Source organism: Saccharothrix saharensis, from assembly GCF_006716745.1.
GTDB lineage: Bacteria > Actinomycetota > Actinomycetes > Mycobacteriales > Pseudonocardiaceae > Actinosynnema > Actinosynnema saharense.
Genome location: NZ_VFPP01000001.1, coordinates 8,317,260 through 8,344,245 on the forward strand (window position 1 = coordinate 8,317,260; position 26,986 = coordinate 8,344,245).

The 26,986-nt window shown below is 73.9% G+C and carries 29 protein-coding genes; 13 read left to right on the forward strand and 16 right to left on the reverse strand.

The window, feature by feature from the left end; genetic code table 11:
- Positions 1-95: 95 nt before the first annotated feature.
- The gene (locus FHX81_RS37750) at positions 96-818 is read right to left on the reverse strand and encodes an alpha/beta fold hydrolase (RefSeq protein ID WP_141983235.1); all 723 of its coding nucleotides are present in this window, start codon (positions 816-818) and stop codon (positions 96-98) included.
- A gap of 147 nt (positions 819-965) precedes the next feature.
- On the opposite strand from FHX81_RS37750, the gene FHX81_RS37755 reads away from it, so the two are divergent.
- On the forward strand, positions 966-2,456 hold the full coding sequence (locus FHX81_RS37755; protein WP_141983236.1) for an alpha/beta fold hydrolase: 1,491 nt from the start codon (positions 966-968) through the stop codon (positions 2,454-2,456).
- 281 nt (positions 2,457-2,737) lie between these two features.
- Here FHX81_RS37755 and FHX81_RS41515 read toward each other — a convergent pair whose 3' ends face one another.
- The 3 genes from FHX81_RS41515 to FHX81_RS37765 all read right to left on the reverse strand — a co-directional run bounded on the left by FHX81_RS41515 (position 2,738) and on the right by FHX81_RS37765 (position 5,763).
- Complete coding sequence (locus tag FHX81_RS41515) at positions 2,738-3,874, reverse strand: L-talarate/galactarate dehydratase (protein WP_211363679.1); 1,137 nt, start codon at positions 3,872-3,874, stop codon at positions 2,738-2,740.
- Positions 3,875-3,889: 15 nt separating this feature from the next.
- The gene (gene kdgD, locus FHX81_RS41520; RefSeq protein WP_246108168.1) at positions 3,890-4,798 is read right to left on the reverse strand and encodes a 5-dehydro-4-deoxyglucarate dehydratase; all 909 of its coding nucleotides are present in this window, start codon (positions 4,796-4,798) and stop codon (positions 3,890-3,892) included.
- A gap of 71 nt (positions 4,799-4,869) precedes the next feature.
- Positions 4,870-5,763: a LysR family transcriptional regulator gene (locus tag FHX81_RS37765; RefSeq protein ID WP_141983237.1), complete on the reverse strand. Its 894-nt coding sequence runs from the start codon at positions 5,761-5,763 to the stop codon at positions 4,870-4,872.
- 55 nt (positions 5,764-5,818) lie between these two features.
- Between FHX81_RS37765 and FHX81_RS37770 the strand changes: the two genes are divergently transcribed.
- Positions 5,819-6,604 (forward strand): endonuclease/exonuclease/phosphatase family protein, encoded by a 786-nt coding sequence (locus FHX81_RS37770; RefSeq protein ID WP_141983238.1) that lies wholly within the window; start codon positions 5,819-5,821, stop codon positions 6,602-6,604.
- Positions 6,605-6,614: 10 nt separating this feature from the next.
- Here FHX81_RS37770 and FHX81_RS37775 read toward each other — a convergent pair whose 3' ends face one another.
- On the reverse strand, positions 6,615-7,106 hold the full coding sequence (locus FHX81_RS37775) for a helix-hairpin-helix domain-containing protein (RefSeq protein WP_141983239.1): 492 nt from the start codon (positions 7,104-7,106) through the stop codon (positions 6,615-6,617).
- Positions 7,107-7,403: 297 nt separating this feature from the next.
- On the opposite strand from FHX81_RS37775, the gene FHX81_RS37780 reads away from it, so the two are divergent.
- On the forward strand, positions 7,404-8,060 hold the full coding sequence (locus FHX81_RS37780; protein ID WP_246108169.1) for a polysaccharide deacetylase family protein: 657 nt from the start codon (positions 7,404-7,406) through the stop codon (positions 8,058-8,060).
- Between the two features lie 11 nt (positions 8,061-8,071).
- Entirely contained in the window at positions 8,072-9,325 is a 1,254-nt protein-coding gene (locus tag FHX81_RS37785; RefSeq protein WP_246108170.1) for an SGNH/GDSL hydrolase family protein, read from the forward strand.
- Between the two features lie 54 nt (positions 9,326-9,379).
- Here the strand turns inward: FHX81_RS37785 and FHX81_RS37790 are convergent, their stop codons facing one another.
- Positions 9,380-9,913, reverse strand: coding sequence for a hypothetical protein (locus tag FHX81_RS37790; protein ID WP_141983242.1), 534 nt, complete (start codon positions 9,911-9,913; stop codon positions 9,380-9,382).
- A 179-nt stretch (positions 9,914-10,092) separates the two neighbouring features.
- Here FHX81_RS37790 and FHX81_RS37795 point away from each other — a divergent pair, with 179 nt between their 5' ends.
- Together FHX81_RS37795 and FHX81_RS37800 are read left to right on the forward strand one after the other, a co-directional pair.
- Positions 10,093-10,335, forward strand: a complete 243-nt coding sequence (locus FHX81_RS37795) for a heavy-metal-associated domain-containing protein (protein ID WP_141983243.1) — start codon at positions 10,093-10,095, stop codon at positions 10,333-10,335.
- Positions 10,336-10,425: 90 nt separating this feature from the next.
- Positions 10,426-11,259: an inositol monophosphatase family protein gene (locus tag FHX81_RS37800; protein WP_141983244.1), complete on the forward strand. Its 834-nt coding sequence runs from the start codon at positions 10,426-10,428 to the stop codon at positions 11,257-11,259.
- A gap of 16 nt (positions 11,260-11,275) precedes the next feature.
- Here FHX81_RS37800 and FHX81_RS37805 read toward each other — a convergent pair whose 3' ends face one another.
- Positions 11,276-12,676 carry an aminotransferase-like domain-containing protein gene (locus FHX81_RS37805; protein ID WP_141983245.1) on the reverse strand — a complete coding sequence of 467 codons (1,401 nt, stop codon included), beginning with the start codon at positions 12,674-12,676 and terminating at the stop codon, positions 11,276-11,278.
- A gap of 63 nt (positions 12,677-12,739) precedes the next feature.
- Here FHX81_RS37805 and FHX81_RS37810 point away from each other — a divergent pair, with 63 nt between their 5' ends.
- The gene (locus FHX81_RS37810; RefSeq protein WP_141983246.1) at positions 12,740-13,897 is read left to right on the forward strand and encodes a trans-sulfuration enzyme family protein; all 1,158 of its coding nucleotides are present in this window, start codon (positions 12,740-12,742) and stop codon (positions 13,895-13,897) included.
- 51 nt (positions 13,898-13,948) lie between these two features.
- Here the strand turns inward: FHX81_RS37810 and FHX81_RS37815 are convergent, their stop codons facing one another.
- Together FHX81_RS37815 and FHX81_RS37820 are read right to left on the reverse strand one after the other, a co-directional pair.
- Positions 13,949-16,258 (reverse strand): M4 family metallopeptidase, encoded by a 2,310-nt coding sequence (locus FHX81_RS37815; protein WP_141983247.1) that lies wholly within the window; start codon positions 16,256-16,258, stop codon positions 13,949-13,951.
- Between the two features lie 302 nt (positions 16,259-16,560).
- Positions 16,561-17,598 carry a LacI family DNA-binding transcriptional regulator gene (locus FHX81_RS37820; protein WP_170232314.1) on the reverse strand — a complete coding sequence of 346 codons (1,038 nt, stop codon included), beginning with the start codon at positions 17,596-17,598 and terminating at the stop codon, positions 16,561-16,563.
- Positions 17,599-17,843: 245 nt separating this feature from the next.
- Between FHX81_RS37820 and FHX81_RS37825 the strand changes: the two genes are divergently transcribed.
- Positions 17,844-19,514 (forward strand): sigma-70 family RNA polymerase sigma factor, encoded by a 1,671-nt coding sequence (locus FHX81_RS37825; RefSeq protein WP_170232315.1) that lies wholly within the window; start codon positions 17,844-17,846, stop codon positions 19,512-19,514.
- Positions 19,515-19,683: 169 nt separating this feature from the next.
- A complete protein-coding gene (locus FHX81_RS37830; RefSeq protein ID WP_141983249.1) occupies positions 19,684-20,076 on the forward strand; it encodes an ATP-binding protein in 393 nt (130 codons plus the stop codon).
- A gap of 9 nt (positions 20,077-20,085) precedes the next feature.
- On the opposite strand, the gene FHX81_RS37835 is transcribed toward FHX81_RS37830, so the two are convergent.
- The 4 genes from FHX81_RS37835 to FHX81_RS41530 form a co-directional block, all read right to left on the reverse strand.
- Positions 20,086-21,645, reverse strand: coding sequence for a serine/threonine-protein kinase (locus tag FHX81_RS37835; protein ID WP_141983250.1), 1,560 nt, complete (start codon positions 21,643-21,645; stop codon positions 20,086-20,088).
- 113 nt (positions 21,646-21,758) lie between these two features.
- Positions 21,759-22,475 (reverse strand): spermine/spermidine synthase domain-containing protein, encoded by a 717-nt coding sequence (locus FHX81_RS37840; RefSeq protein WP_141983251.1) that lies wholly within the window; start codon positions 22,473-22,475, stop codon positions 21,759-21,761.
- Between the two features lie 9 nt (positions 22,476-22,484).
- Positions 22,485-22,715, reverse strand: coding sequence for a hypothetical protein (locus FHX81_RS41525; RefSeq protein ID WP_211363681.1), 231 nt, complete (start codon positions 22,713-22,715; stop codon positions 22,485-22,487).
- A 195-nt stretch (positions 22,716-22,910) separates the two neighbouring features.
- A complete protein-coding gene (locus FHX81_RS41530) occupies positions 22,911-23,066 on the reverse strand; it encodes a hypothetical protein (protein WP_211363682.1) in 156 nt (51 codons plus the stop codon).
- A gap of 94 nt (positions 23,067-23,160) precedes the next feature.
- On the opposite strand from FHX81_RS41530, the gene FHX81_RS40995 reads away from it, so the two are divergent.
- Together FHX81_RS40995 and FHX81_RS37850 are read left to right on the forward strand one after the other, a co-directional pair.
- A complete protein-coding gene (locus FHX81_RS40995) occupies positions 23,161-23,313 on the forward strand; it encodes a hypothetical protein (protein WP_170231863.1) in 153 nt (50 codons plus the stop codon).
- A gap of 134 nt (positions 23,314-23,447) precedes the next feature.
- Complete coding sequence (locus tag FHX81_RS37850; protein WP_141983252.1) at positions 23,448-24,008, forward strand: EF-hand domain-containing protein; 561 nt, start codon at positions 23,448-23,450, stop codon at positions 24,006-24,008.
- Positions 24,009-24,012: 4 nt separating this feature from the next.
- On the opposite strand, the gene FHX81_RS37855 is transcribed toward FHX81_RS37850, so the two are convergent.
- Both FHX81_RS37855 and FHX81_RS37860 read right to left on the reverse strand, forming a co-directional pair.
- Complete coding sequence (locus FHX81_RS37855; protein WP_170232316.1) at positions 24,013-24,429, reverse strand: SRPBCC family protein; 417 nt, start codon at positions 24,427-24,429, stop codon at positions 24,013-24,015.
- A gap of 2 nt (positions 24,430-24,431) precedes the next feature.
- Positions 24,432-24,650, reverse strand: coding sequence for a hypothetical protein (locus tag FHX81_RS37860; protein WP_141983254.1), 219 nt, complete (start codon positions 24,648-24,650; stop codon positions 24,432-24,434).
- Positions 24,651-24,897: 247 nt separating this feature from the next.
- On the opposite strand from FHX81_RS37860, the gene FHX81_RS37865 reads away from it, so the two are divergent.
- Positions 24,898-25,083, forward strand: coding sequence for a hypothetical protein (locus FHX81_RS37865; protein ID WP_141983255.1), 186 nt, complete (start codon positions 24,898-24,900; stop codon positions 25,081-25,083).
- Entirely contained in the window at positions 25,062-25,538 is a 477-nt protein-coding gene (locus FHX81_RS37870) for an SPW repeat protein (RefSeq protein ID WP_141983256.1), read from the forward strand. The genes FHX81_RS37865 and FHX81_RS37870 overlap by 22 nt, the downstream gene beginning before the upstream one ends.
- Here the strand turns inward: FHX81_RS37870 and FHX81_RS37875 are convergent.
- Positions 25,486-26,955 carry an MFS transporter gene (locus FHX81_RS37875; protein WP_141983257.1) on the reverse strand — a complete coding sequence of 490 codons (1,470 nt, stop codon included), beginning with the start codon at positions 26,953-26,955 and terminating at the stop codon, positions 25,486-25,488. The genes FHX81_RS37870 and FHX81_RS37875 overlap by 53 nt on opposite strands.
- Positions 26,956-26,986 lie beyond the last annotated feature (31 nt).

The window sequence follows — 26,986 nt, forward strand, 5'->3', positions numbered from 1 at the left end:
GGACGCGGACGTAGAACTCAGGGGTCCTGAGCGTTCGACACTCGGGCGCTGAGCGTTCGACACGCGGGACCTGGAGGTTCGACTCGCGCGTGGGATCAGGAGAGGGAGGTGAGGGCGGCGAGGATGTGGTCGGCGACCTCGGTCGGGCGGGAGAGGGCGACGGCGTGCGAGGCGTCGACCTCCACGGTGGTGGAGCCCAGGCGGCCGGCGGCGGCGCGCTGCGAGTCCGGGTGGATGGCGTTGTCGGCGGTCGCCACCACGAACCACGACGGCAGGGACTTCCACGCGGGCTCGACGGACAGCGGCTCGGCCAGCGCGCGGGCCGCGATCGGGCGCTGGCTGACCGCGGCGGTGGCGGTGACGTCGTCCGGCAGGTCCGCGGCGAACACGCTCGGGAACGCGTCACGACGGATCGTGAACTCGGTGTCGGTGTCGTCGCCGTCCGGGAACTGCTGCGGCACCAGGGACGTGTTCAGCTCGACCGGCGGGAAGCTCTCCACCGAGCTCAGCGCGCTCTGACCCTTGTCGACGCCGAACGACGCCACGTACACGAGCGCCTTGACGTTCGCCGCCTTCGTGGCCGCGTGCGTGATCACCGGGCCGCCGTACGAGTGGCCGACGAGCACCACCGGCCCGTCGACCTGGCCGGCCACGCTCGCCACGTAGTCGCCGTCGTGGGCGAGCCCGCGCAACGGGTTGCTCACCGCGAGCGCCTCCACGCCCCGCGCCCGCAGCAGTTCGATCACCCGGGCCCAGCTCGAGCCGTCGGCGAACGCGCCGTGCACCAGGACGACGGTGGGGTTGTTGTGGCCGGTCATCGGGTTCTCCTCGGTTCGTCGTGCCGTTCGATGCCACAAAGCTAGTGCCCGATTAAGTTGTGCACAAGGTAACTCGAACGTGACGATCTTCACGGTGGCTCGTTGCACCCACTGCGCCCCCCGCGCCCCGACGAACCGGAGGACCCGATGCGCCTCGTGATCGCCCTCGTGGTGGCGGCTGTCGCCGTCGCCCCTCCCGCCGCCGCGAGCGCCGATCACCCCGCGCCGGTGAACGTCTGCCTCGCGAGCGTGCCGGAGACCGACCCGCTGGAGCCGGGGCCGGTCGACATCTGCGTCAGCGTGTTCAAGCCCGCCGCCGCGTCACGCGACAACCGCGTGCCCGTGCTGCTGCACAGCCACGGCTGGGGTGGCAGCCGCACGTCCGCGCCCGGCTCGTTCCGGCGGTACCTGGACGCGGGCTTCGGCGTGGTCAGCATCGACCAGCGCGGGTTCGGCGAGAGCGGCGGCAAGGCGCACGTGGAGGACCCGGCGTTCGAGGGTGAGGACGTCATCCGGGTGATCGACCACGTCGCCACGCTGGACTGGGTCCGCCACAACGGCCCGAACGACCCCGTCCTCGGCGCGGTCGGCGGCTCCTACGGCGGCGGGTACCAGTTCGCCGGGGCGTTCACCGAGGTCATGAAGACCGGCCGGACCCGGTTCGACGCGCTCGCGCCGCAGATCACGTGGCACTCGCTCAACGACAGCCTCGCCCCGCGCGAGGTCGTCCGCACCACCTGGGTCACCGCCCTCTACGCCGCCGCGCTCGACGCGCACACCTCCACGCTGCACGCCGGTTACGCCGAAGGCCTGCTCACCGGCGACTGGCCCACGACGATGGACGAGTTCTTCCGCGACAACGGCCCCGGCTACCACGTCGCCGCCGGACGCCGACTGGACATCCCAGTGCTGCTGCACCAGGGCATCAGCGACAACCTGTTCCCGCTCGACCAGGCCATCGACAACTTCGACCGCGCCCTGACCCCGCGCGCCCGTGCCAACAGCCTGCTCATCGGCTACAACGGCGGCCACGCGCTGCCCAGCACCCTGCCCCTCGGGTACGCCGTCGCGGGTGACGCGTGCTCGGCGGCCTTCGGCGGGTACGACGAGCTCGAACTGCGGTTCCTGGCCGAGAACCTGCAAGGCGCGCCCCGCACCATCACCGGCCACGGCCGCTACCACCTGATGACCGCCGACGGCCGCTGCGTCACCACCGACTCCGTCGCGCCCACCACCACCGCCGCGCTGCCCGACATCCTCACCACCGCCGGCGTCGGCCTGCCCCAAGCGGTCAAGATCGCCGACGGCCCTCTCACGATCGCCGGCTCGCCCAGGCTCAACGCCCTCGTCAGCACCCTCGGCCTGGACAGCCGCGCGTTCTTCGCCCTCAGCGTCGGCACCTCGGCCCTGGACGCCAAGGTCATCCAGAACAACGTCCTGCCGCACCGCGAGAAGAGCCTCAACCTCGGCTCCCGCCGCACCGTCGAACTGCCCGCCGTCGCCGCCACCGTCCCCGCCGGCCAGTCGCTGTACCTCACGGTCACCCCGCTCTCCGACATGTTCCTGCTGCACGGCAGCCGCCTGCCAGGCGCGATGCTGCTGCGCGACGTCACCGTGGACCTCCCCGTCCGCGGCTAGGTTCGAGGCTCGGACCCCGCGACGGTCCTCGGGTCACCGCCGGCCGACGGTCGGTGCCACGGCCGCCGCTATGGGCAGCTGATCCGGTTCGGGTCGATGGACCACCCCGGCTCCGACGTCACGGTCGACGTGGACGTGCCGCGGAGCGGGACCTACCGGCTGGGCGTGTTCCACGGGACGGGCGGGTCCGTCGGCAGGCGGGCGCTGTACCCGCACCGCTCGACGTTCCGCGCGGTGGGTCGCGAAACCCGGCCCGGACCGCGTTCGCCCGCGGGCGCCCGTCACCGGGGTGTGCCGACCTCCGCGGTCTCGACGGTCCAGGCGCGGGCCTGGTCGGTGAGCGTGATGCCGAGGCCGGGTCGGTCGGACAGGTGCATCCGGCCGTCGCGGGTCTCCAGCCGCTCCTCGAACAGCGGGTGCAGCCAGTCGAAGTGCTCGACCCACGGCTCGCGCGGGTAGGCGGCGGCGAGGTGGACGTGGATCTCCATGGCGAAGTGGGGCGCGAGCTGGAGGTGGTGGTGGTCGGCGAGCGCGGCGAGCTTGAGGAACTGGGTGATGCCGCCGACGCGCGGCGCGTCCGGTTGCAGGACGTCCACGGCGCCGGCGCGGATCAGCTCGTAGTGCTCGCCGACGCTGGTCAGCATCTCGCCCGAGGCGACCGCGGTGGTCAGCGCCCGGGTCAGCTCGGCGTGACCCTCGACGTCGTAGGCGTCCAGCGGCTCCTCGATCCACACCAGGTCGAACTCCTCCAGCGCCCGGCCGACCCGCATCGCGGTGGGCCGGTCCCACTGCTGGTTGGCGTCGACCATCAGCGGCACGCCGTCGCCGAGGTGCTCGCGCACGGCCGCGACCCGGCGCAGGTCTTGTGCCCGGTCCGGCAGCCCGACCTTGATCTTGATGCCGCCGACGCCGGACTCCAGCGCGCGGGTGGCGTTGTCCTTGATCCGCCCGACGGTCTCGTGCAGGAACCCGCCGGAGGTGTCGTAGCAGCGCACCGAGTCGCGGTGCGCGCCGAGCAGCTTGGCCAGCGGCAGGTCCGCCCGCTTGGCCTTGACGTCCCACAGCGCGACGTCGAACGCGGCCAGCGCCTGCGTGGCCGCGCCGCTGCGCCCGACCGACGCGCCCGCCCAGACCAGCTTGGTCCACAGCCGGCCGATGTCGTTGGGGTCCTCGCCGATCAGGTCGGGCGCGACCTCACGCGCGTGCGCGAACTGCGCCGGTCCGCCCGCGCGCTTGCTGTAGGAGAACCCGACGCCCTCCAGCCCGCCCTCCGTGCGGATCTCGGCGAACAGCAGCGCGACCTCGGTCATCGGCCGCTGCCTGCCGGTGGACACCTTCGCGTCGCTGATACCGGTCGGCAGCGGCAGGGCCACCGACGACAGCGTGATCGACCTGATCCGGTCGGAAACGGCGGACATCGGACTCCTTCGCGATCAGGCGACGCGCCGGACCAGGGCGGTGAGCCGGGCCCGCTCGTCGTCGGTCAGGTCGCTCAACGGCGGGCGCACCGGGCCGCCGTCCCGACCCACGGCGGTCAGGCCTGCCTTGACGATCGACACCGCGTAGCCGCGGTCGCGGTCGCGGATGTCCAGGTAGGGGATGACGAAGTCGCGCAGCATCCCGTACACGGCGGTCCGGTCCTGCGCGCGGACGGCGGCGTAGAACCGCAGCGCGAACGCGGGCACGAAGTTGAACAGCGCCGAGGAGTACGTGGTCGCGCCGAGCTGGAGCAGCGGCAGGGCGAACGTCTCCGCGGTCGGCAGGCCGCCGATGTAGATCAGCCGGTCGCCGACGCGGGCGTAGGTGCGGGTCAGCTGCTCGACGTCGCCGACGCCGTCCTTGAGGCCGATCAGGTTGGGGTTGCGGTCGGCCAGCTCGGCCACGGTCGCGTCGGTCAGCACGGCGTTGGCCCGGCTGTAGGCGATCACGCCCAGACCGGTGGCCCGGCACACCGCGGAGACGTGCTCGACCAGGCCGCGCCGGCCGGCCTCGGTGAGGTAGGGCGGGAACAGCAGCACGCCGGACGCGCCCGCGGCCTCGGCGGCCCGCGCCTGCGCCACCGACACGGCGGTGGCACCGGTCGCCGGCGCGATCACGGGCACCTTGCCGCCCACCTCGTCGACGGCGGCGCGCACGACCCGGTCCACCTCGTCGGGCGTCATCGAGAAGCCCTCGCCGGTGCCGCCCGCGGCGAACAGGCCGGCCACGTCGAAGCTCGCCTGCCAGGCCAGGTGCTCGCGGTAGCGGGCCTCGTCGAACCCCAGGTCGGCGTCGAAGTGGGTGACCGGGAAGGAGAGCAACCCGGAGGCGAGTCGGTCGGCCAGAGCGGCGGGGTTCGTCACGGCTACACCGTATGGACCAGCGGTGATGCTTGTCCAAGAGTTCTTTGGCATGGCGTGATGCTCGGCGTGCATCACTCGAACGGCGGATAACCCTCCAGGACGCTCAACGTCCGCCACAGCGCCGGGTTCGCCGACCCGCGCAACCACACCAGGTGCAGCTCCACCGGCCGGGCCACCGCGGTCTCCAGCCGGACGAACTCGACGCCGTCGATGCGCAGCCGCGCCGCCGACTCCGGCACGAACGCGACCCCGCGACCCGCCGCCACCAGCCAGAGCATGGTCAGCACCTGGCCGACCGTGTGCACGGTGTGCTCCGGCGCCACCGGCACGGTCCGCACGACCAGGTCGTAGAAGTACCGCGCGTCGGTGGGCGAGTGCATGATCACGCGCTCGCGGACCACGTCCGCGGCGGTCGCGTCCCGCCCGAGCGCCGTCAGCGGGTGACCACCGGGCACGGCGACCAGCAGCCCTTCCCGGTGCAGCAGCCGGGAGCCGAACGTCGAGTCGTCGAACGGCGGCCGGCCCAGCCCCAGGTCGATCTCCTCGTTCACCAGCGCGGCGACCTGCTCGCGGGTCACCAGCTCGGCCAGCTCCACGTCGACGTCGGGCAGGTGCCCGGCCAGCTCGTCCAGCAGCCGGCCGAGGACTCCGTACGTCGCCGCGGCGGTGAACCCGACGCGCACCACACCGCTGGACCCCGAGGACACCCGCCGGGCCAGCTCGGGCGCGGTGTCGGCCAGCGACAGCAGCCGCCGCGCCTCGACCAGGAACACCTCGCCCGCCGCGGTGAGCGTGACCCGGCGGTTGTCCCGGACCAGCAGCTGCGCGCCGACCGCCCGTTCCAGCTTCTGGACCTGCCTGCTCAGCGGCGGCTGCGTCATCGCCAGCCGGGCGGCGGCACGGCTGAAGTGCAACTCCTCGGCGACGGCTACGAAACCCCGTAGCTGCTCCAGCGTGAACGCCATGCGGGGAAGGTATCAACCCTGGTCACGGCCGGTGGGGTGGGCGAGGATGGTCGACATGGGCCGTCCTCGTTCCCGCCGGGCCGCAAGCGCCGTCCTGGCCGTCCTCCTGCTCTGCGGGCCGGTGACGCCGCCCGCCACCGCCGCCACCGCGTTCAAGGTGCTCCAGCTGAACCTCTGCAACAGCGGGGTGGCCGGCTGCTACCAGGACGGGCAGGCCGTGGGCGAGGCCGTGACGATGATCCAGCGCCGCCTGCCGGACGTGGTGTCGGTGAACGAGGTGTGCCAGTCCGACCTGCCCCGGCTGACCGCCGCCGTGGGCGCGACGGCCGGGTACCGGTTCGCGTTCGCCCGCCGGAAGACCACGGGCGCGAACATCGAGTGCACCGACGGCCGGGGCGCGTACGGCAGCGGGATCATCGTCAAGGAGGGCATCCGGTCCAGCGGCCACGGGGTCTACACCGCGCAGGACAGCGGCACCGAGGTCCGGGCCTGGGCGTGCGCGCTGAGCGAGGTGCGCGCCTTCACCGCCTGCACCACGCACCTGAGCACGACCGCCACGACGGCGCTGGCGCAGTGCGAGGAGCTCGTGCCCTCGATCGTGCTGGCCCACGACCCGACCGGCTCCGCCACCACCCGGCACGTCGTGGCGGGCGACCTGAACCTCAGGTACAGCCCGGGTTCGGCGACCAGCGCGCAGAACTGCGTGCCGTCGGGCTGGTTCCGCAAGGGCGACGGCGACGTGCAGCACGTCATCGCCCGCGCGCTGACGTTCGTGTCGACGCAGACGTACGCGATGTACCGCACGGACCACCCGGCGTTCGTGGTGAACTACACGTTCTGAGGCCTGCCGTTCAGCGGTCGAGCGCTGCGCGGAGCACCCGGACGGCCTTCGGGCCGACGCCGTGCACGGCCAGCAGCTCGGCGTCGCCCAGGCGGGCTACCTGGGCGAGCGTGGTGACACCGATGGCGGTGAGCGCCCGCGTGGCGGGTCGCCCGATGCCCTTGGGCAGGTTGCCGACCTCACCGGGCTCGGCGCCCTCGGCCGCGACCGCTTGAGCGGCGAGGCTCTTCGGCGCCCGCGCCAGCCACGCCCGCCGCACCCAGTGGTCGAGCCGCCGGCCATCGACGTCGCCGAGCGGGACGCGCACCCCGCGGGGCTGCCGCTCGGCGGTCGGGTGGGCCGCGAGGACCGCGTCCACCTCCTCGGCGGGCAGGTGGAGGTGCACGCGGTCGTGCGCGTCCACCGAGGCGAACCGCTTGCCCCGCACGGTGAACGCCCGGTCGCGCGCGTCCACCTCGGGCAGGGACAGCGCGGTCTCGCGCAGCTGGTCGGTCGTCGTCACGCCGCGATTGGACCACGGAGCCGCCACGCCGGCAGCAGCCGCCACAGGTCGGCGTGGCCGGTGAGCGAACCGAGGTCGCCGGAGCCACGCGGCCGGTGCGGGATTTCCGGCAATCCACGAGTTCGTCTCAGCGAGGTGGATCGGCACCCGGCCGTTTCGCCGACTTCCGGATTCCCCGGTGGGTGCGGCCAGTTGAGACTCGAAACATCCGCGAAACGTCTGGAAGGCGCTTGATCCCGAGCTGATAGTGGCAAGCGCTCGTCCGACGGAAGGGGTTCCGCGATGCGGTGGAGAACGGTGTTGTTGACCACTGGGCTGGTGCTCGGCCTGAGTTCGGCGCCGGCGGGCGCGGCGGACGACCCGGTGATCGTCGACTCCACCAAGCACGGTGGCCGCACGGTCGCGTTCACCTTCGACGACGGCCCCAACCCGGCCGACACGCCGCGCCTGCTCGACGTCCTGCGCCGCCACCACGTCAAGGCCGTGTTCTGCCTGTGGGGCGACTACGTCGAGGCCAACCCGGGGCTGGTGCGCAGGATCGTCGCCGGCGGGCACACCCTGTGCAACCACGGCATGCACCACGACGACATGGGCGAGTGGACGCCCGAGCAGATCGCGGCGGACCTGCGGCAGACCAGCGCCGCCATCCACCGCGCCGCGCCGGGCGTGCCGATCCGCTACTTCCGCGCGCCCTACGGCAGCTGGGGGCAGACCCCGCGGGTCGCGGCCAGGCTGGGGATGACGTCGCTGGGCTGGAAGCTCGCCATCGGCGACTGGGAGCCGCCGGGCGTGGACGAGCTGGTGCGCCGGGTGAAGGACGGCCTCACCGAGGGCGCGGTGGTGCTGATGCACGACGGCCCGAACGAGCGCGGCCAGACCGTGGACGCGGTGGCCAGGCTCATCCCCGAACTGCGCGCCGACGGCTGGCGCTTCGACCGTCCCGCCCGCCGGTGAAGGGGCCGACCGTGAAGCGCACCACGACGGCGGCGCTGACCGCCCTGCTGCTCCTGCTGCCGACCGCGGCGTCCGCGGCGCCGCGCGCCACCTGGGTCGGCGCGTGGGCGACCTCGCCCACCACCGTGCCCGCGTCGGACACCACGTCGTTCGAGGACCAGACGCTGCGCCAGGTCGTGCACCTCGGCGTCGGCGGCAGCACGGTCCGCGTGCGGCTGTCGAACGAGTTCGGCACCACGCCGCTGGTGGTCGGCGAGGCACGGGTGGCCCGGCGGTCGGGCGCGGGTTCGGCGATCGAGCCCGGCAGCGACCGGCGGCTGACGTTCGGCGGGCGGCCGTCGGCGACCCTGCCGCCCGGCACGCCACTGCTCAGCGACCCCGTGGCGCTGTCGGTGGCGGCCGACTCGGACCTGGTGATCAGCATCCACCTGCCGCACCGCACGCCCGGAAACACCGTGCACGCCTTCCCGTACCAGGACGGCTGGGTCGCGGCGGGCAACGTCACGGGCCGGGCGGACATCACCCCGACCGCCGTGCTCGGCAAGTGGCACTTCCTCACCGGCGTCAGCGTCACGGGCGGCAAGCGCGCCTCGACCGTGGTGGCATTCGGCGACTCCATCACCGACGGCGCGGAGACCACGCGCGGCGCGAACCGGCGCTGGCCCGACGTCCTCGCCCGCCGGTTCCAGGCCGACCGCGGCCTGCGGCACCTGGGCGTGGTCAACGAGGGCATCAGCGGCAACCGGCTGCTGCACGACCCCAACCCGCCGGCCGGTCACCCGGCGGAGGGCTACGCGGCGTACTTCGGGCAGGCCGCGCTGCGCCGCTTCGACCGCGACGTGCTGGCCCAGCCGGGCGTCGGGCACGTGGTCGTGCTGCTGGGCGTGAACGACCTCGGCCACCCCGGCACGAGCGCGCCGCTGTCGGAGAAGGTGACCGCGCAGGACATCATCGGCGCGCACCGGCAGCTCATCGCCCGCGCCCACGCGGCGGGCCTGCGCATCCACGGCGGCACGATCACGCCGTTCCGCGACGACACGTTCGGCTTCTTCAGCCCGGAGAACGAGGCCGCGCGCCAAGCGGTCAACCGGTGGATCCGCACCAGCGGCGAGTACGACGGCGTGATCGACTTCGACCGTGCCGTCCGCGACCCGCGGCAGCCGGACCGCCTGCTGGCCGCCTACGACAGCGGCGACCACCTCCACCCGAACGACGCGGGCATGGCCGCGATGGCCGCCGCCGTGCCGCTGCGCCTGTTCCGGTGACCGACCGCGGGGCCGCCTACGACACCGGGCGGCCCCGCACCCCGCACGTGCGCCTCACCGCCCGGGCGTGGCGTCACGCGGCAGGGGACCGACGTCCGAGTGCCGTCCGGGGAGCAGGGCGGCGTGCCGCTGCCCCGGGCCGGGCCCGTGCCGCGCCGCCAGCGCGTCGGCCACCGCGCCGGTGGCGAAGGCGTACACGGTCTTGTGCACCAGGTCGACCACCAGTTCGGACCTCGGCCAGGTCTGCGGTGGCGCGCCTACCCCGGTGGCGTTCTCCAGGATCTGGTCGTTGCTCAACCGCACGACCGTGAACATCGCCGAGGCCACCGGGCCGCGCACGCCCGCGTTGGCCATGAGCGCCCGCACGACGCCCAGCAGCGCGCCCTGGCCGAAGTGCATGCCGAGGTTCATCGCGCGCGACTGCCGACCGGGTCGCTCGGGCAGCCCGGCGAGCCGGGCCAGCACCCTGGCGGGCACGTGGGAGTCGGGTCGGCCGGTCACCCGCTGTTCGAGCTTCTCGCCCACCGTCATCACCGCCGCCCCGACCAAGCCGGCGACCAGACCCTGTCGTAGCGCGCGTGTCAGCATGCGGGCCGAGTACCCGGCAACCCGCTGTTCATGTCCGATCGCCGGGCACGGACTTCCACGATCCCGTCCGGTGACCGCGCGCCACCGACAGGGCAATCTGCGAGATGTCCGGCCGCGACGCGCGCTGTTAGGCTCCATTCATACCCCTGGCGGGTATGGAACCGGAGGATGGGAACCTCATGTCCGACAGGAATGGCGCGCTGTCCGACCCCGAGCAGCAGGCCGGGCTCGAGTTCGTGGTCAAGGGCATGACCTGCGAGGGGTGTGCGGCCACCGTGACCAACGCGGCCCGCCGCGTGTCCGGTGTCACCCGGGTCAAGCTCGACCTCGACGCCGCCACGCTGCGCGTGGTGGGCTCGGCCGACGTGGAGGCGATCACCGCGGCGGTCAAGGACGCGGGCTACGTCCTCGAACGCGCGTGACGCCGGCCGGCGCCGTCGAGGCCACGGCGGCGCCGGCCCCGCCCTCACGGGTCGCGAGCAACCTGTCGAGTGCCGGGACGTCCCCGGGACGTGAGCTTCTTCGACGGTCCGCCAATCGACCGGGACCAGGTGGACTTCGCCGTCAGCCTGGCCGAACGAGCCGGCCGGCTGGCCCGCGACCGGTTCTTCGGCGGTGACACGGCTGCCTCGCTCAAGGCGGACGGCAGCGAGGTCACCGCCGCCGACCGGGCCGTCGAGGAGTTCGTCCGCGCGGAACTCGCCCGGCACGCGCCCGACGACGAGGTCCACGGCGAGGAGGGCGGCACCACCGCCGGCACCTCGGGTCGGCGCTGGGTGGTCGACCCGATCGACGGCACCTACTACTTCGCCCGCGGTGTCCCGCTGTTCACCACGACCCTCGCCCTCGAGGACGAACACGGTCCGGCCATCGGCGTGATCCACGAACCGGTCGCCCGCAGGACCGTGTTCGCCGGTCGACACCGCGGCTGTCGGTTGGCGGCCGGCGGACCCGCGACACCCGTGCGGGTGAACGGCCAGGACCGGGTCGGTGGCGCCGTGACCGGCGTGGCCAACCTCGGCACGTGGTCGGAGGAATTGCTGCTGGCGCTGCACCGCAGGGTCTTCCTGTTCGCCGGCGGTGACGTCGTCGGCCTGGTCACCGGGCACGTCGACGCGTTCGTGGTCGCCGGGGCGCCGATGGGCTACGAAGACCTCGCCCCGCTGCCGGTCATCGTGCACGAGGCCGGCGGGCGCGTCACGGACCTCGACGGCGACCCCGTGCTCACCGGCAACGGCACGGTGCTCGCCACCAACGGCGTGCTGCACGACGCCCTGCTCGACGTGACGCGCGGCCTCCCGCACGCCCGGGACTGGCAGGCGCTGCGCGCGACCGATCCCCGATGACCACCGGAACGCCCGCCTAGACCGACATCGACGGCACGAGCGGGCGGCGGGTCGACTCCGCGCCGAACACGCGCCACGCGGCGGCGAGAGCGGCGACGGCGGCGCTGATCACCGGTGGCGCGGCGGTGAACGGCACCCGCAGCCGGTCCGCGCTGCCGCCCGTCGGGTCCAGCGACCCGCCGGGCAGCACGGCCACCCCGTGCCGCAGCGCCACCTGGGCGAAGGACGCGGCGTCCACGTCGGGCAGCCGCACCCACAGCGTCTGGCCGCCCTCGGCGGGCGTGAACTCCCACTCGGGCAGCTCCTCGCGCAGCCGCGCGCACAAGTGGTCGTGCTGTCGGCGCAACGCCGTCACGCGCTCCGACCGCACGGCGGCGTGGTCGGCCAGCAGCTCCACCGCCGCCAGCTGGTCGAGCACCGAGCTGCCGAGGTCGTGCACCGCCTTGAACCGCGCCAACCGCGCGACGAGCGCCGCGTCGGCCCGCACCCAGCCGAGCCGCAACCCGCCCCACACCACCTTGCTCAACGACCCCACCGCGATCGCCCCGGGTTCGGGCGCCGGCGCGGGCGCACCGGTCAGGTCCAGGTCGGCCAGCGCCTCGTCGAACACCAGCGGCACGGTCCCGGCCGCCCGCACCAGGTGGGCGCGCTGCAACGGGCTCAGGGACGTGCCGGTCGGGTTGCGGAACGCGGGCATCGCGTAGACGAGCGCCGGTGTGCGGCGACCCAGCGCGCCCGCCAGGTCGCCCGCCGCCCGCACCACCGCCCCGACCTCCCGGAACAGGTCCAGCGCACCGGGGTACGTCGGCGCTTCCACCAGCACCTCGTCACCCGGCCGCACCAGCGCGCGGGCGATCAGCGCCAACGCCTGCTGCGCGCCGGTCGTGACCAGGACCTGTGCCGGTGTCGTCGGCACGCCGCGGTCGCGGTACCGGGCGGCGAGCGCCGCGCGCAGCGCCGGGTGCCCGGACGGGTGGTAGCCCAGGTCATCGCCCGACAGCCGGTCCACCGCCCGCCGTTGCGCCTCGACCAGCCGCGCGGGCGGCGCCATCGGCCCGGCGCAGGCGAACTGGAGCACGCCGTCCGGCGGCTCCAGCAGGTTCACGAACATCGGGTTCGCGGTCTCGGCCCGGGCCGCCGCCGCGCGCCCGCCCGGCGACACCCACGTGCCGCTGCCGCGCCGGCGGGTCACCCGGCCCTCCTCGCGCAGCAGGTCGTACGCGGCGATCACGGTGGTGCGGCCGACGGCCAGACCGGCGGCCAGCGACCGGTCCGGCGGCAGTGCCGTTCCCGCCGGCAACGACCCCTCGTCGATCAGCTCGCGCAGCCGCGCGGCCAGCAGCAGGTACAGCGAGCCGCGGCCGGCCGACCAGCGCCCGAGCCGCCCCGCCAGGTCGTCCACCGACAGTGGTTTCATGATGAGACCAATCTAGGCGTATTGGACCTCCCAGCGGACCACTTGGTGACCGATGCTCGGCTCATGCAGCCTGACACCCGCGTTGTGCACACCGAGGTCCCCGCGTTGACCAGCAGGCCCCTGTCCGTGCCGCTGTACCAGACCTCAGGGTTCTCGTTCGACGACCCGGAGGCCTTCGCGGACGGCATGACCAGGCCGGACGGCGCGTTCGTCTACACGAGGTTCGGCAACCCCACGGTCCGGGCGCTGGAGGACGCCGTGGCGTCGCTCGAAGGCGGCACGGCGGCGTTGGCCACCGCGTCGGGCATGGGCGCGATCAACGCGGTGCTGCTCGCGACCCTCGGCTCCGGCGACCACGTGATCGCCCAGCGCGCGCTCTACGGCGGCACCCTGGCCTTGTTGCGCGACCTGGAGGAGCGCTGGGGCATCGCCGTCACGTACGTCGGCGGCCACGACCCGGACGAGGTGCGCGCGGCGCTGCGACCGGAGACCAAGGTGCTCTACCTGGAGACCATCGCCAACCCCACCGGGCACGTCAGCGACCTGCCCGCGGTGAGCGCGGTCGTCGGCGACGACGTCCTCGTGGTCGTGGACAACACCTTCGCCTCGCCGTTGCTGTGCCGCCCGATCGAGCACGGCGCGGACGTCGTGGTGCACTCGACCACCAAGTACCTCGGCGGGCACAGCGACGTGACCGGCGGCGTGGCCGTGTTCGCCGACGACGCGCGCTACCGCGCGGTGTGGCACCACTCGATCGAGCTGGGCGTCACGCCGGACCCGTTCGCGGCCTGGTTGACCCTCCGCGGCCTGCGCACGCTGGCGCTGCGGGTCCGCAGGCACGAGGAGAACGCCGAAGTCCTGGCCCGACGGCTGGCCGCGCACCCGGCGGTGCGGGTGGTGCACTGGCCCGGCCTCGACGCGCACCCCAGCCACGCCGTCGCGACCCGCCTCCTCGACGGCTTCGGCAGCGCCTTCTCGTTCGACCTCGCCGACGTCGAAGCGGGCCGGAAGTTCGTCACGGCGGTGGAGCTGGTCCGGCTCGCGCCGTCGCTGGGCGGCACGGAGACCCTGGTCCTGCACCCCGCCGGCACGTCGCACCGGCAGCTGAGCGAGGAGCAGCTCGCCGCGAGCGGCATCACCGGCGGCACGATCCGGCTGTCCGCCGGCATCGAGGACGCCGACGACCTGTGGCACGACATCGCCCAGGCCCTGGAACGCTGACGGGTGGCCGCCGACCGCGGCGGCCACCCGTTCCGTGCCGTGATCAGCGGCTCAGCAGGCGCCCTCGTCCCGCCACACGGCCCACGAACCGGGAGCTCCCGGCTCGGCGCCGGTGGAGTACCAGGTCGAGGTCCACTTGTGCGCGTTGTGCGAGACCACGTCGTTCGGCGCGTAGGCCCGGGTCGCGCTCCAGGCGGGCATCCCGGCGCACCCGCCCGGTGTGCCCTCCTCGACGGTCAACGTGAACGTCGAGGAGTGCGACACCGCCGAACCCGCACCGGTCACCGTGACGCTGTACGTGCCCGCCGGGGTGGCCGCGGACGTGGCGATCGTCAGCCGCGCCGACTCACCCGACGCGACCGTGGCCGGGTCGAACGCCGCCGTCGCGCCCGTCGGCAGCCCGGCGGCCGACAGCGCCACCTTCTGGGCCGCGCCCGCCGTGATCGTGGTGCCGACGGTGGAGGTCACCGTGCCGCCGGGCCGGGTGGCACCGGCGGTCGGGTCGAGCGCGAGGGCGAAGTCGTCGGCCGGGGGTTCGCCGCCGACGGTGAGGGTGTACGTCACCGTGTGGCTCGCGGACCCCGTGCCCCGCACGGTGATCGGGTACGTGCCCGGCGCGACGTCCGAGGTGGTGGACACGGTCATGGTCGACGACCCGCCCGAGGTCACCGACGACGGCGTGAACTGCACCGCCACGCCCGACGGCAGGCCCGCGGCGCTCAACGCCACCGCCTGCGGGTCGCCGGACGTGGTGGTCGTGCGGACGGTCGACTGCGCCTTGCCGCCCGGTTCCACCGTGCCCGAGGCCGGGTCGAGCGCGAGGGTGAAGTCGTCGTCCGGCACGCCGACGCACGTCGGCTCGCCGGCCTGGGCGGGCAGGCTGATCGCGTTCCACGCCGCCTTCACCGCGGTGAACTGCCGGCACGTCGGGTCCAGGTTCTTCGCCGCGGTGAGGGTCGCGACGCGGTACCGGAAGTGCGTCATGCCGGAGGTCTTGAGCAGCATGGCGTTGTAGAACACCCGGCCCGCGGCCTGGATGCCGATGCCCGTCACGGTCGAGCCGTCGCACGTCGGGCTCGCCTTCGACCCCTCGGCCAGCAGGTGGAACCAGTGGTTGAGCGGACCGGCCGCGGCGTGCACCTCGGTGCCGGGGATGGCGCTGGACCAGCAGTTCGGGTGACCACCGACCGCGGACGGGTTCGCCATGTTGCGGATGGGGCCGCGCCCCACGAGGTTGACCGACTCGCCGACCAGGTAGTCCGGCGTGTCGAACGGCGCCGGCTCGTTGGCGTAGGCCTCGGTCAGCGCGCCGAAGATGTCGCCGGTGGCCTCGCCGAGGCCGGCTTCGCGCGCCGCGCCGCCGGGCGTGTACTGGTCGATGGCGTGCCCGTGCTCGTGCGCCACCACGTCCATGGACGCGATCCACTGGTTGGCGTTGTTGCGGCCGATCTCGATGTGCCGGCCGGTCCAGTAGGCGTTGACCGCGTTGAGCCCGACCTTGACCGTGACGCCGCGGCCGTTGCCGTCGATGCCGTTGCGACCCAGCCAGGTCTTCATCATCTCCCACTGCTTCTGGGTGGACCAGAGCACGTCGGCGCAGCCGGTCTCCTTGCTGGTCGCGTTGCCGTTGCCGAAGGAGTCGGTGGCCTTCGTGAACGGCGCGTTGGTCGCGTAGTCCACGCAGCGCAGACCGGGCCGGGTGTCGTCGACCGTGCTGTTGTCGCTCGTGTCGATGGACAGCGGGTTCGGCCCGTTCCACTGGCTCGTGCCGCTGCCCGCCCGCACGTCGTCCCGGCTGCCCTCGACCGCGCCGGTGCGGGCGTTGACGTAGACGTGCAGGCGGCTCGGCGCGCCGTCCTTGCGGCCGGAGACCACGGTCTCGTACACGAGCGTGCCGTGCCCACCGGCGAGCACCGACAACGTGGTGCCCTCGACCTCGTCCACAGAGGGCAGTTGCGCCCGGGCGACGCCCGCGGCCCGCGCGGGGGTGATCGTCGGCGTCGGGTCGACCGCGAGGCCGCCGAGGGGAGCGGCGACGGTGTCCAGCACCGCGCCGGCCGCGTCGGTCGCCACCACGGCGTCACCACCGATGACCGGCAGGCCCTGGTAGGTGCGGTCGTAGGAGACGTAGAACAGGTCTTTCCGGCCGGGGACGCCGCCCTGGTAGACCGCCCGCCGGTGGAACTGCTCGTGCGGGCCCTTGGCCAACGCGTCCAACCCGGACGCGGCGGCCTGGTCGGCCGACCGCACGGCGAGGGTCACGGGGCTCTCCGGTGCGGCGGGCGCCGCTTGTGCCGTGGCCACCTCGACGGACAACGCCGTCAGGCACGCGGCGAGGTATATGCCGAATCTGCGTTTCACGCCAGCTCCTCAGGCATGCAGGGAAATCCCGAGTGGCGGCCTCGATGACAACTCAGTGTCTAGCGCTTCGGCGGCCTTTTCATCGAGCATTGACCGTTGCCAGAGGAAATGCTCAGAATTCGTTCGGCTATAACGCGGAAATCATCTCCTATTTGTTATGCCGCCGATCGCGCCGCCTTCGCCTTCGGCAAGAGGTGGGTCTGGGTCGGCAGGACGCGGCCGACGGCCGGCACCACCTCGCACTGCGGGAGGCGGCCCGAGCGGACACCGGGTTCGGCGACCCGGCGTGACGTGCCGGCGGATCAGGCGGGTGGGGCGGTGCTCTCGCGCACGACGAGGGCGGTGGCCAGCTCGACCCGCGGCTGGTCGAGCACGCCGCCACCGGCGAGCGTGATCAGCATCCGGGCCGCGGTCGCGCCCATCTCGGCCAACGGCTGCCGCACGGTCGTCATCGGCGGGCAGCACCACCGGGTGTTGTCGATGTCGTCGAAGCCGACCACGCTCAGGTCGTGCGGGACCCGCAGGCCGAGTCGCCACGCCGCCGCGTACACGCCGAGCGCCTGGAGGTCGTTGCCGCACAGCACGGCGGTCGGCCGGTCGGGCCGTTCCAGCAGCTCCCGTCCGAGGTCACGGCCGTGTTCGAAGGTGAACTCGCCGGTGCGCACGAGCCGGTCGTCGAGCCGCACGCCGGCGGCGTCCAGCGCGGCGCGGCACCCCTCCAGCCGGGCGCGGGCGCCCAGGGAGTCGGGCGGCCCCCCGACCACGCCGATCCGGCGGTGGCCCAGGTCGAGCAGGTGGCGCGCGACCGCGATGCCGCCGCTCCAGTTCGTCGCGCCGACCGAGGGGATGGCGTGCAGCGGTTCCCCGGACGGGTCCAGCGCCACCAGCGGGATCGCGCTCGCGGCGAGCAGCGCGTGCTGCTCGGGCGTGAAGGCCGAGTGCACCGCGACCACCCCGAGCGGGTGGCGGGCGAGCAGCTGCTCGGCCCAGGACCGCCCCGGTGGCGTCGGCTCGACCACCTCGGTGAACGCGACGGCCAGCTCGTGCTCGCGCGCCACCGGCTCGATCCCGCGCATGATCTCGACCGCCATGTGGCGTTCCAGCCCGTAGAACACCACTTCGAGCAGGGCGGCGGGCGCGATGGCGTCCGGGCGGCGGTAGCCGTGCTCGCGCAGCAGGGCCTCGACCCGCTGCCGGGTGTCCGACGCCACGCCCGCCCGGCCGTTGAGCACCTTCGACACGGTGGGCTTGGAGACGCCCGCGAGCCGGGCGATCGTGCCGACCGTCAACTCACCGCGTCGCCGCCCACGCCGCTGACCGTCCGCGATGCTCCCCGCCACGGCCCGAAGTGTACGGAGGCGGCGGCACGGGGCCGATCGTGCTCCACCCGGCCCCACCCCCGTGCCCACCTTCGGGTTGCCGAAGCGGCGTCCCGTGGGCAACGGTTCGGGTGCGTCGCCGAAACACGCGAACGATGAGGTCGGATCGACTCGCCCGGAGTGGCGCAGCGGTACGACCGACCGCCGGGTGTTCAGTATGGTCCGCGGGGAATCGCTCACATACCGTGCTGGGAGGAGGACGTCCGGTGATCGGGCATCCCGACGAGCGCGACCTGGAGCGGTGGGCGAGCGCGGACCTGGCCGCGCTGCGCGACGACCTCGATCACGTGCTCAACGCCGACGCTGCCTCGTCGGACGCGTCCGGCGTGCCGACATCCTCCCGGCCGCCGTCGGACGCCGAGCTGCTCGACGCCGTGCGGGGCGGGGAGATCCAGGCCTACGGGCAGTTGTTCGAACGCCACGTGCGCGCGGCCCGCAGCCTGGCCCGGCACCTGGCCCGGTCGGGCGCGGAGGCCGACGACCTGGTGTCGGACGCCTTCGCGAAGGTGCTGGACGCGGTGCGCGCGGGCGGCGGCCCCGAGTCGGCGTTCCGCGCGTACCTGCTGACCGCGTTGCGGCACACCGCGTACGACAAGACGCGGCGGGACAAGAAGCTCAAGCTCGCCGACGACCTGGAAGCCGTGTCGGGGGTGGAGAGGGTCACCACGGTGCCGTTCCACGACCCGGCGCTGGCGACGTTGGAGCGGTCGCTGGCCACGAGGGCGTTCGCCAGCCTGCCCGAGCGGTGGCAGACGGTGTTGTGGCAGACCGAGATCGAGGGCCAGTCGGCGTCCGAGCTGGCGAAGTTGCTGGGGTTGACCGCGAACGGCGCCTCGGCCTTGGCCTACCGGGCGCGCGAGGGCCTCAAGACCGCCTACCTCCAGGCGCACCTGGCGGACAACCCCACGACCCGCTGCCGCGCCACGGTCGCGAAGCTGGCCGCGTGGACCAGGGGAGGGCTCACCAAACGGGAAACCGCGCAGGTCGAGGCGCACCTGGACGAGTGCGGCACGTGCCGCGCGATGGCCGCCGAACTGGCCGACGTCAACGGCACCCTGCGCGCCGTCGTCGCGCCGCTGGTGCTCGGCGCGGGTGTTTCCGGCTACCTGGCCGCGACGGCGGGCACGGCGGAGGCGGGCGCGGTGGCGGTCGGCGCGGGCGCGGCGGCCCACTCCGTCACCACGACGGCCCAGTGGCTCGGCGTGGCGGCGTCGGCCACGGCGGTGGTCGCGGCCGTCGTGCTCGGGGTGAACACGGGGCAGCAGCCGGTCGTGCCGACGGTCGACGCCCAGGCGCCCGCCACGACCGTCGACCTCGGGACGTCGGTGGCGGTGTCGGGGACTTCGTCGGTTCCCTCCTCGGGAGTCGACCTGCCGTCCGCCACCACCACGGCCACCGAGCCCGGCGGCCGGCCGTCGCCTCCGCCCGGGTCGGACGTGCCGACGACCACGACCACCGCGCCCGCGGGGCAACCGCTGACGCCGGACGTGCCGGCCGAGTTCTCCGTGTCCTCCGGCGGGCCGCCCGTGAACCTGCCCGTCATCGTCCGCAACACCGGGTCGTCGCCCCTCGAGTCCCCCACGGTCGTGTTGTCCCTGCCCGAAGGTGTGCAGGTGGTGGGGAAGGGCAACAACCTGCGGGGCGGGGACCTCGTGCGGTTCGACGGTGCGGCGGCGCAGACGGTCGGGTGTCCCGCGGGGAAGGGCACGGTCACGTGCGCGGCCGAGGGGGACATCCCCGTCGGCGGACAGGCGACGTTCCTGTTCCGGCTGCTGGCCGGGCCGAAGGCGGTCGGCGGCACGATCCAGGGCACGGTCGGCAGCGGTTCGACGCCGCCCGTGCCGGTGCAGGTGCCGCTGGCGGTCACGCCCCGGTAGGCCGCGTGAGCTGTGGTGGTCCTTCGAGGTCCGACCGCCCTGGATCGTTTCGGTTCGTGCCGGTGGACGGCATGAGGTCGGGGTCACTGTTTGGTGCCGGTGACGCGGGGAACCCGGCGTCTACGCCCTGAGCTCGAGAGGGAGCGCCGATTGTTGGAAGGCTCGTGTTGTGGACGTCGTCGAACGGTCCGTTGACCCCGCCGACTTCGACCTGGAGGACCCCGTTCCACCCGTGCGCTGCGCACGGCGGTGGATAGTCGCCAACGTCCCGGAACTGGACCAGTACAAGCTGCTCGACCTGCTGCTGATCGCCGACGCGTTGCTCACCAACGCGTTCGAGCACGCCATCGCGCCACGCCTGCTGCGGTTGAGCCACCGCGACGGTCGCATCGTCCGGGTGGAGGTGCACGACGCCAGCCCCGAACTGCTGCCCGTGCTCGGCAAGCCGGGCGGGCGCGGGCCGCGCAACCGGGGACTCCTGCTGGTGAACCGGCTGGCTTCCCGGTGGGGCGTGGACCCCGGGCACAGCTACAAGGCGGTGTGGGGCGAAGTGGTCGCCTGAGCCGGGTGCTCAGCCCTCGCCGCTCTTGCCGCCGCCGCGCTTCCGGTCGTCCTTCCCGTCCTTCCCTTCCTTCTCGTCCTCGTCGTCCTTGCGGTGGTCCTCGTCGATGCGTTGCGACGACAGCACTTCGTCGGAGTCGATCAACGGCGTCCCGTCCTGGACGACGAGCCGCAGCCGGTGCGTTGCGCGGTACTTCCTGCCGTCCGCTCCGGTGAAGTCGATGCCGACCGTGACGGTGTCCGGGCCGGCGGCGGCGGGCGGTGAGCTGATCGCGAGGTCTTCGACGTTCCGCCAGGACTTCTCGTACTCCTGGCGACCTCGGGACCGCAGCCCGGGACCGACCCGCTCCCACGCCCCCGCGACGTCCTTCGGCAGCAACGCGAAGTACTCCGCCACCGCCTGTTCGAGCTGTGCGGGGGAGGGCGTGTTGTCGGACGTGGTGGTCGTGGACGTCGTCGCGCCGGCCGCGCTGTCGGTGGGCCGGTGACCGTTCGCCGACACCAGGACCAGCACGACCAACCCCACCACGGCTGCCGCCGCCACCGCGACGAGCACTCCTCGTCCGCCGCGGACCGGCTTCGGTGGCGGAGCGGCCGGGTGCGGCGCCACGGTGGTGCGGTGGGGACCGGTCGGCCAGGGCGTCGGAGGTGCCGATGCCGCGACGGTCGGTCGCGGTGCCGGGCCGGTGGGCCGAGGTGGTGTCCGGTCGTCACGAGGCGGGAGGTCGGCCGGGTTCAGGTCCAGCCTGGTGGCCGGGGGTCGGGCCGCGGCGGGCTGCGCGCGGAGCCGGTCGGCGGCCCGCGCCATGGTCGGCCGGGCGGTCGGGTCGGTGCGCAGCAGGTCCAGCAGCACGTCGGTCAGCGGTCCGGCGTGGGTCGGCGGGGCGAAGCGGCCCGCCGCTACGGCGTGCAGCAGGGCGATGGCGTTGTCCCCGTCGCCGAACGGCGGCCGTCCCTCCACCGCCGCGTACAGCGTCGCGCCGAGCGCGAACACGTCGGAGGCGGGTCCGGGCTCGCCGCCGCGCGCCACCTCCGGCGAGAGGAACGCGGGCGTGCCCGCCAGCAGACCGGTCCTGGTCACGGTCACGTCCCCGACCGCGCGGGCGATGCCGAAGTCGGTGATCTTCGCGGTGCCGTCCTCGGTCAGCAGGACGTTGCCCGGCTTCACGTCCCGGTGCACGACGCCCGCCGCGTGCGCCGCCGCCAACGCGCCGGCGACCTGCGCCCCGATGCGCATCACCTGCTCCGCGGGCAACGGGCCCGCGGCCATCCAGTCGGCCAGGGTCCGCGCGGGCAGGTACTCCATGACCAGCACCGGCTTGCCGTCGTCCTCCACGACGTCGTGCACGGTGACCGCGTTCGGGTGCTGCAACCGGGCCGCGATGCGCCCTTCCCGCGCCGCTCGCGCCACCGCCGCGACCGGGTCGGCACCCTCGGGCACCACGAGCTGCTTGAGCGCCACCACGCGGTCCAGGCGCTCGTCCAACGCCTGCCACACGACGCCCATCGCCCCGGCACCCACACGCCCGCGCACCCGGTACCGACCGGCCACCAAGCGCCCCACGTCCATCACCAGCGAACCCCGCCCCCATCCGGCACCGACCGGACAACCATACGGACCGCGACGCCCGGCGTGGGCAACCGCTCGGACCACGGCGAGGACGTCCCGACCCGGGCGCGAGGTCACCCGGCCGTCCGGGCCAGGTAGACGGTGGCGGTCGCCTCCCGTCGTTGCAGCGGGTTGGGGAAGCGCACGATCTCCGCGCAGGCGCGGTCGAAGCGGTCGGCGAGGGCGGCGGTGTAGTCGTCGTCCGGCGGTTCGTTGGACCACAGGGCGAACACGCCGCCGGGGTGCAGCCGGTCGGCCAGCCGGCGCAGGCCCTCGGGCTCGTAGAAGTCCGCGTTGCCGGGGTGCAGCAGGTGGCCGGGCGAGTGGTCGATGTCGACGATGATCGCGTGGAACCGGCGACCGGGCTGGTCCGGGTCGAGCCCGTCGGACGACCGCGCGAGGGCGAAGAAGTCCTCGTGCAGCAGGCGGCAGCGCGGGTCGCCGGTCAGCGCCCGGCCGCCCGGCAGCAGCCCGGCGCGGTGCCACTCGATGACCTCGCCGAGCGCGTCGACGACGAGCACGGAGCGCACGGTCGGGTGTTCCAGCACGGTCCGGGCGGTGTAGCCGAGGCCGAGGCCGCCCACCACGACGTCCAGCGGTCCGGGCAGGTCGGCGAGCGCCAGCCGGGCGAGCTCCACTTCGGACACCGTGAACAGGCTCGACATCAGGAACTCGTCGTTCAGCTTGATCTCGTGGACCTCGCGGTCGAACACGGGGTCCCACCGGCGGCGCAGGACGAGTTCGCCGAGCGGTGTCCGGCGCCAGTCGAGTTCCTGGAAACGTGCGCTCATCCGGACAATCTACGCGGGCGCACCGTCGAGCAGTTCGGCGAGCAGGGTACGTACGCGGCGGTCGACGCGGTCGGCGAGGTCGCGGTGGGCGGTGTCGGACGCGGCCGGAACGGGCACGGACCGGTGCAGCCGGTCCTCGTGGTGGTGGGGCCGGGCGTGAGCCGGGCAGAGCCCGTGGGTGCGGGCGGTGGCGGAGGCCAGCGGGTGCACGCGGTCGGGGCGACGGGTGCCGGCGCTCACGGCGGGCACCTCGCTGCGCCGCTGTCACGACGCGGCGCGAGCTGCGAGCGGCCGAGTCTGGCTGCACACGAACACCACGCGGGGAGCCTTCCGCGGCCGCTGGGCCCGAGGGGGCAGGGCGGCGGAGCGCAGGCGCCGTCCACCTGCTCCAGCAGCTTCACGTGGTGGGCGAGCAGGTTGCCGAGCAGGCCGACCTCACCGGGGAGGCGTCGCCGAGCACGAGCAGGTGGTGACGGCGAGCCAGGCGGGCTCGCCGAGGGCCGCGTGCACCCGTGCCCGCGCCACCGTGCCCGAGCGGCCGACCTCCGCGTGCAGGCCGCCGACCGGCTGCCCGAGCTGCTCGGCGGGCACCTGCGGCTGCTCGGCGCCGGCTCGGGTCCCGTGGCCGGGCGGCCTTCGGGGGTGGCGCGCTCGACCCGGACGTTCCGCGTGTCCATTGTGGAGGGTGGGCGATCTCGAACCGCGGCAACGCCGACTGCCCGGCGAGGAGCGGGAGGGGGTGACGCGCCGCCTGACGCACTCGTGCTACCGCTGCGGCCACCGGGACGGTGACCTGGACGCGTTGGCGGAACACGAGGACCAGTGCGCCGGGCCCTGACTGCCGACCGGTGGACGCCGCGTCACCACCCGATCGAGTTGCCCGGGAACCCGTTCGGGCGTTGTCCGGGCACGTCCGTCCGGCCCATCCTGTGTGCCGTCCGCGTCACCCAGCCACCTGCGTACGGAGGTTTCGTGCCGGTCAACGACCTGCTGAAGGCAAAGATCAACCGCGGCTTCGCCCACCTGGACGTCGACGGGGACGGGCTGCTCACCGAGCAGGACCACGTCCTGATGGGCCGGCGGGCGGCCGAAGCCCTCGGGCACGCGCCCGACTCGCCGGAGGAGCGGCGCATCGTCGACGCGTACCTGCGGATCTGGCACGACCTGCACCTGCCGCACATCCCCGGCGGCGGCACGGCGATCTCCCGCGAGCAGTTCCTCGAGTCCACCGGCTCGCTCGCCGACGACCCGGAGGCCGCCCGGACCACCGTCGGCGCGCTCGCCAGGGCGTTCCTGGCCATCGCCGACGTCGACGCGGACGGCCGGGTGAGCCCGGACGAGTACCTCGTGTTCCAGCGAGGGCACTTCCCCGGCCTGACCGAGGCCGAGGCCGCCGAGGCGTTCGAGCACCTCGACGGCGACGGGGACGGTCACCTCACCTCGGAGGAGTTCGTCGACGCCTGCGTGGAGTTCTGGTCCAGCTCCGACCCGGAGGCGCCGGGCAACTGGTGGATGGGTCGCCCGGTGGCGTGATCCCCTAGCGCGAGGCCGCGGTGGACCGGGGCGGAGCGGCCCGTTCCGCGTGCACGGTGGTGACGAGCGCGTCCAGCGCGGCGGCCAACCAGTCGTCCAGGCGGGGCGCGGGGAAGCCCGCTGGACCGGTCAACCGGACGGTGACGGCGCTGCGTCCCGGCCCGAGGCGCAGGACGCGCAGGGTGCCGTGGCAGGTCGTCGCGGACCGGCCGCCCCAGTCGATGCGCAGCCTGTCCCAGTCGACCGCGACGCGGCGCTCGACCACGTCCTCGCCCAGCCACAGCCGGACCACGTCGGGCCCGTACCGCTCCACCTCGACGCCCGCGGGCAGCCAGGCCGACAGGTGCTCCAGGTCGGTGACGACGTCGAAGACGGCTTCGGCGTCCGCGAGCACCGACGTCGTCCGTTCCGCGGTGGCCACGCTCACGCCCGCGCCGGGATCAGGGCGTCGAGCCGGTGCCTGGCCAGGTGGTGCAGCATCTCGGCGAGCGCTTCCGGCTGGATGCGCCCCTCCAGGTCGTGCCGCGCTTGCGCGACTGCCCGGGACACGACCTTCCTGGACAGGCGACCGCCGAAGTGGGCGGCCAGCGCCGCGGCGGTCGCGCGGCACAGCGGGTCGTGCGTGGTGGTGTCTGCGGCCACGGCTGCTCCTGTTCGTCTCGGGTCACCGCCCATCCTGCGGGAACCCGCAGGTGGCCGACCTGACAAGTGCCTGACGAATCGTCTCGTCCCGATCGCAAGCCGACCGCAAGGTCCGCGGGGGCCGTTCTGGGCGACAGTGGTGCGGGCGTTCGTGGAGACTGTTCCCGCGCACGACCGGGCGTCTGCCGCACCGTCGCGGCCGACGCCCGCCCTCCGTCCCCCACCGAGAAAGACGAGCTCCGGCAGCGTGACCGCGATCCCGGCCGAGCACGATCCCGCCCGACTCCTGCTGATCTGCGACCACTGCGGCCGAGCCGACGACAGCGGTCCGCACGAGGTCTGGCCCGTGCTGTGGGCGCACGCCCTGGCGAACGGGTGGGGCGGCCGTGATCGCGCGATCGGGCCGCACTCGTGCCCGCGCTGCGCCGGCTGATCCGGGAGGTCATCATCGACCACGAACCCGTCCACTCGTTCGGCGCCGTCGACGTCGGGCCGGCGCGCCGCCACGCGGTCGCCGCCCGACTGAGCTCGGCCGCGTTCCTGCTGGGCCTGTGGTTGGTCGTGTCACCGTTCGCGCTGGGCTACGGCGTCGTCGGGGCGTGGTTCACCGGGCACAGCAACGAGGTGATCACGGGGGTGGTGGTCGTGGTGGTCGCGCTGACCGGCGCGATGGCCCCCGCGGACGCCCGGTGGTCGGGGCCGGTGGTGACGTCGGCCGGCGCGTGGCTCGCCGCCGCACCGTGGCTCGTCGGCTACCGGGACCAGGTCGACCCGACGGCCGCCACCGTCAACGACCTGGTGGTCGGCTGTGCGCTGGCCGCGCTCGGCGTCGCGGTCACGCTGGTGACCCGTCCACTCCGGACAGCGGAGTGGGACGGTTCCGCTTGAGCGCCAGGACCGCGCCGATCACCGCGAGCACCAGCACCACGTCGACCCACAGCGCCCACCGCATCGCCGCCGCGTGCGCCGCCCCGCCGATGTCGTGCCCGACCACGCCGAAGTAGAGCGCGCCGATCACCGCCACGCCGCCGGACACCGCGAACTGCTGCGAGGTCGCCAGCACACCGGAGGCCACGCCGGCGGACTCCGGTCGCACGTGGGTCAACGACGCGCCCATCAACGACGGCAGCACCACCCCGTTGCCCAGACCCACCAGCGCCAGGCAGAACAGCACCCACGCCACGCCGACGCCCGCGCCGGAGACGTGCAGCCCCGCGGCGAGCAGCGCCAGCCCCGCCGCGGTGACCAGGCTGCCCCAGACCAGTGAGTCCAGCCCGAACCGGGCGAAGAGCCGGCCACCGCACAGCGCGGTGAGCGAGAAGCAGACGCCCATCGGCGAGAACACGAGCCCCGCCGCGAACGGGCCGAGGTGCAGACCCGCTTGGAGCAGCAGCGAGAGCGTGAACATCAGGCTGCCGAAGTACGCGTTGAACGCGACACCGGCGACGAGCCCCAGCCGGAACGACGGCAGCCGGAACAGGCGCAGGTCGAGCAGCGGGCTCCGGCCGCGCCGACCGAGGACCTGCTCCCAGCGCACGGTCGCCACACCCACCGGCACGGCCAGCGCCAGGCAGACCCAGGTCCACGCGGGCCACCCCGCCGGTTGGCCCAGGCCCAGCGGCACCAGGAGCAGCGCCAGCGCACCGGACAGGCCGAGCGTGCCGAGCGGGTCCAGGCCGGTGCGCGGCGCGTCCCGCCGGTCGGGCAGCACCCTGGCCGCCACGATCGCGGTGACCACGCCGATCGGCACGTTGACCAGGAAGATCAGCCGCCACCCGAGCCCGGCCACGTCGGCCTGCACCAGCGCGCCGCCGAGCACCTGCCCGGCGATCGAGCCCAGACCGGACGCGATGCCGTAGCCCGCGAACGCCCGGCCGCGCGCGTGCGGCGGGAAGTCGGACGTGATCACCGCGAGCACCTGCGGCACCATCAGCGCGGCGGCCAGGCCCTGGGCCAGTCGGGCGAGCACGAGCTGCTCGGCGGTGGCGGTGATGCCGCACAGCAGCGAGGTGACCGTGAAGGCGATCACACCGAGCACGAAGAGCCGGCGGTGGCCGTGCAGGTCGCCCAACCGCCCACCGGTGATCATGCCGGCGGCGTAGGCGAAGGCGTAGCCGCCGACGATCAGCTCCAGCGCCGTGGCGCCCGCCCCGAGGTCCGTGCCGAGGCTGAGCGCCGCCACGTTGACCACGAAGAAGTCGAACCGCACGAGGAACGTCGCCGCCAGCAGCACCAGGAGCATCGCCGCGTAGTTGCCGGTGGACTCGCGCACCTCCGCCGACCCCCGGGAGACGGCTTCGCTCATCACCCTCCTCACAGCCGCCGAACGCCCGCGT

Coding starts and splice junctions, on each gene's coding strand:
- FHX81_RS37750 (WP_141983235.1), bottom strand. CDS start 818: ATGACCGGCCACAACAACCCCACCGTCGTCCTGGTGCACGGCGCGTTC.
- FHX81_RS37755 (WP_141983236.1), top strand. CDS start 966: ATGCGCCTCGTGATCGCCCTCGTGGTGGCGGCTGTCGCCGTCGCCCCT.
- FHX81_RS41515 (WP_211363679.1), bottom strand. CDS start 3,874: ATGTCCGCCGTTTCCGACCGGATCAGGTCGATCACGCTGTCGTCGGTG.
- FHX81_RS37765 (WP_141983237.1), bottom strand. CDS start 5,763: ATGGCGTTCACGCTGGAGCAGCTACGGGGTTTCGTAGCCGTCGCCGAG.
- FHX81_RS37770 (WP_141983238.1), top strand. CDS start 5,819: ATGGGCCGTCCTCGTTCCCGCCGGGCCGCAAGCGCCGTCCTGGCCGTC.
- FHX81_RS37790 (WP_141983242.1), bottom strand. CDS start 9,913: ATGCTGACACGCGCGCTACGACAGGGTCTGGTCGCCGGCTTGGTCGGG.
- FHX81_RS37795 (WP_141983243.1), top strand. CDS start 10,093: ATGTCCGACAGGAATGGCGCGCTGTCCGACCCCGAGCAGCAGGCCGGG.
- FHX81_RS37805 (WP_141983245.1), bottom strand. CDS start 12,676: ATGAAACCACTGTCGGTGGACGACCTGGCGGGGCGGCTCGGGCGCTGG.
- FHX81_RS37810 (WP_141983246.1), top strand. CDS start 12,740: ATGCAGCCTGACACCCGCGTTGTGCACACCGAGGTCCCCGCGTTGACC.
- FHX81_RS37835 (WP_141983250.1), bottom strand. CDS start 21,645: ATGGACGTGGGGCGCTTGGTGGCCGGTCGGTACCGGGTGCGCGGGCGT.
- FHX81_RS37840 (WP_141983251.1), bottom strand. CDS start 22,475: ATGAGCGCACGTTTCCAGGAACTCGACTGGCGCCGGACACCGCTCGGC.
- FHX81_RS37875 (WP_141983257.1), bottom strand. CDS start 26,955: ATGAGCGAAGCCGTCTCCCGGGGGTCGGCGGAGGTGCGCGAGTCCACC.